Origin of the sequence: Chitinophaga sp. (assembly GCF_036566945.1) — a bacterium.
GTDB lineage: Bacteria > Bacteroidota > Bacteroidia > Chitinophagales > Chitinophagaceae > Chitinophaga.
On record NZ_DATCVJ010000187.1, the window covers coordinates 1 to 2,669 of the forward strand.

3 protein-coding genes are annotated in these 2,669 nt (G+C 46.0%); all 3 read left to right on the plus strand.

The genetic code is table 11. The features are described 5' to 3' along the window. Positions 1-1,172 (plus strand): DcaP family trimeric outer membrane transporter (locus tag VIP81_RS05270; protein WP_331957424.1); only part of this gene is annotated, 1,172 nt, incomplete at its 5' end. 23 nt (positions 1,173-1,195) lie between these two features. Beyond that, positions 1,196-2,200, plus strand: coding sequence for a glutaminase A (glsA, locus tag VIP81_RS05275; protein WP_331957425.1), 1,005 nt, complete (start codon positions 1,196-1,198; stop codon positions 2,198-2,200). Between the two features lie 126 nt (positions 2,201-2,326). Further along, the coding region (locus tag VIP81_RS05280; RefSeq protein WP_331957426.1) for a DnaJ domain-containing protein at positions 2,327-2,669 on the plus strand (343 nt) is incomplete at its 3' end.

A 2,669-nucleotide genomic window follows, 5' to 3' on the forward strand; every position in this document is an offset into this window, starting at 1 on the left:
TTATATCATTGACGTATATGCATGCCTTGGCGCAAAACGATACCACAGAAAATGGTAAAGGGCTGACCCGTAATATGATTGAAGGTGGGAAGTACCAGGGCTTCCTCTTTACAGACGTAAAAGGTATCCGGCTACAGTTTAGCGGCTATGTACAGGCAGATTATATCCACGATTTTATGGAAATAGGCAATCCGCATGCGATGCAGCCTTCTACCATTACGGTGCCTACAATAACAGAGGGCAATACTGCTTTCACGGTTCGCCAGTCACGTTTTGCATTTACCGCTTATGGTGCGCCAGACGCCAAAGGACGCGCTTTAAAAGCGGTGCTGGAATTTGATTTGTGGGGAAGTCTTTCTGCCGCACCCAGACTGCGCCATGCCTACATACAGCATGGCAAATGGACATTCGGGCAATACTGGACCAACTTCATGGATGATGACAACTGGCCTAATATCATGGACTACTGGGGTCCCAACTCTTACGTATGGACGCGACAGGTACAGTTAAGATTTACACAACCGCTTAGTCCTTCCATGAAATTTTCGATGTCGGTAGAACAGCCTGGAAGTGATTTGTCTGTACCGGAAACCTGGAAGACGAGAACGAATTTTCCGGATGTTACCGCCGCCTTTCAAAAGAATTTTGGGAAGAAAAATGGCAGCCATGTCCGCTTGTCCGGCCTGCTGCATCCCATGGATTACAAGAATGAGGACAAGGACAATAAAACCACTATTGGCGGGGCTTTCAATTTATCCGGTAATATTAACATCGGTAAAAATGATGACGTGAAATTTCAGTTTGCCTACGGTAGCGGCTATGCGAAATATAGTGAAGATATCAGTGGCGAGGGGTATGATGCGTTTGCCGGCGTAAATGATAAAACGGTTAAAAATATCGATATGCTGGCTACCTGGGTATACTTCGATCACTTCTGGACCCAAAGCCTGGGATCTACCATCGGATACGGCTATCTGCATTTAAATACCCCCGATCTGGCATTGCCCAATACGGCTATTAAAGCCACACATTACGCCTCCTTCAACACAACTTATTACTTTACCACCTTCTTTAAAATAGCAGGAGAGGTATTATATGGGAAACGGGAGAACAGGGACGACACCGCCGGAGAAGATGTCCGCGCTCAATTCAGTGCGTTCTTCAAATTCTGATCATCTGCATAAAATCATACACCATGAAAATTACCATTGCGCTGATCATGCTGCTCACACTGGGCGTTACAGACGCTTACTCCCAGAAGGGGGCGAAAGCAGTTGATTATAATGCCATCATTAACGAGGCATTTAATTTATATAAAAATGAAAAGGGGGGTAAGAATGCAGATTATATTCCTTACCTCGACAAAGTAGATTCCGATATGTATGGCATTGTGCTGGTGACCACCGCAGGACAGGTATACCAGGTGGGAGAAACTAAATTTGAATTTGGTATTGAGTCCATAGAAAAAGTATTTACCCTTTGCATGGCGATGGAAATTGTGGGTGATTCTGTGATCCTGCAAAAAATAGGTGCAGATCAAACGGGTTTGCCTTTTAACTCGGTGCCAGCCATCGAAATGAATGGACAAAAGCCTTCTAATCCGCTGGTGAATGCCGGCGCCATGGCTACCTCCAGCTTGCTGACCAGCCATTTCGGACATGCCGATGCCTGGGAGAAAGTGAATGCCTATTTTGCCAGGTTTGCGGGGCGCAACCTGACGGTACTGGATGAGCTGTACAAGTCGGAAGCAGCCACCAATCAGCATAATCAGGCCATAGCTATGTTGCTTAAATCGTATGGATACATGTATGATGACCCTATTTATGCCTGTGACTTTTATACCAAACAATGTTCTTATGGGGTGAATACCCGGGACCTGGGAATTATGGCGGGCACGCTGGCCAATGGCGGCGTAAATCCTATTACCAAAGAGCGGCTGATCAGGGAAAAATATGTGCCGAAGGTATTGGCGATTATGGGTACCACGGGTTTGTATGAAACTACCGGTGACTGGATGTTTAAGGTGGGATTGCCCAGTAAAAGCGGTGTTGGCGGGGGAATTATATCTGTAGTGCCCGGCAGGTTTGCGATTGCTGTTTTTTCGCCGCCACTGGATAAAGCGGGTAACAGCGTACGTGCCCAGGAAGCCATCAAATATATTTCTGACAAACTGGAGGCGAATGTGTATCTAGGAAAATAACGATAATGTCTGTATGGCAAGCTTGGTGAACAGTACCGGAGATGCTGGTGGCTGTTCACCAATTATTTTTCATGGTTAATTCGTAAATTCATAAAACAAGTTATCACTTTAACATGTTTTAGAGCTATGGACGTCAAGGATTATTACAAGGTATTGGGAGTAGAAAAAACGGCAACAGCTGAGCAGATTAAGAAAGCCTACCGTAAACTGGCGGTCAAGTATCACCCGGATAAGAATCCTGATAATAAAGCCGCAGAAGATAAATTTAAAGAGATCAATGAAGCCTACGAGGTGCTGAGTGACGCAGAGAAGCGTAAGAAGTATGATCAGTTCGGCGAAAACTACAAGTACTACGAGCAGCATGGAGGCCGGCCGGAAGATTACGACTGGTCGCAGTATGGCGGCGGTGGACAGGGTCGTGGCCGTTCCTACGGTAGTGGCAATATGGATGATATGTTTGGCGGTGGCG

Bases quoted from the DNA above. Each gene is read 5' to 3' on its own strand.
- glsA (WP_331957425.1), top strand. From the start codon at position 1,196: ATGAAAATTACCATTGCGCTGATCATGCTGCTCACACTGGGCGTTACA.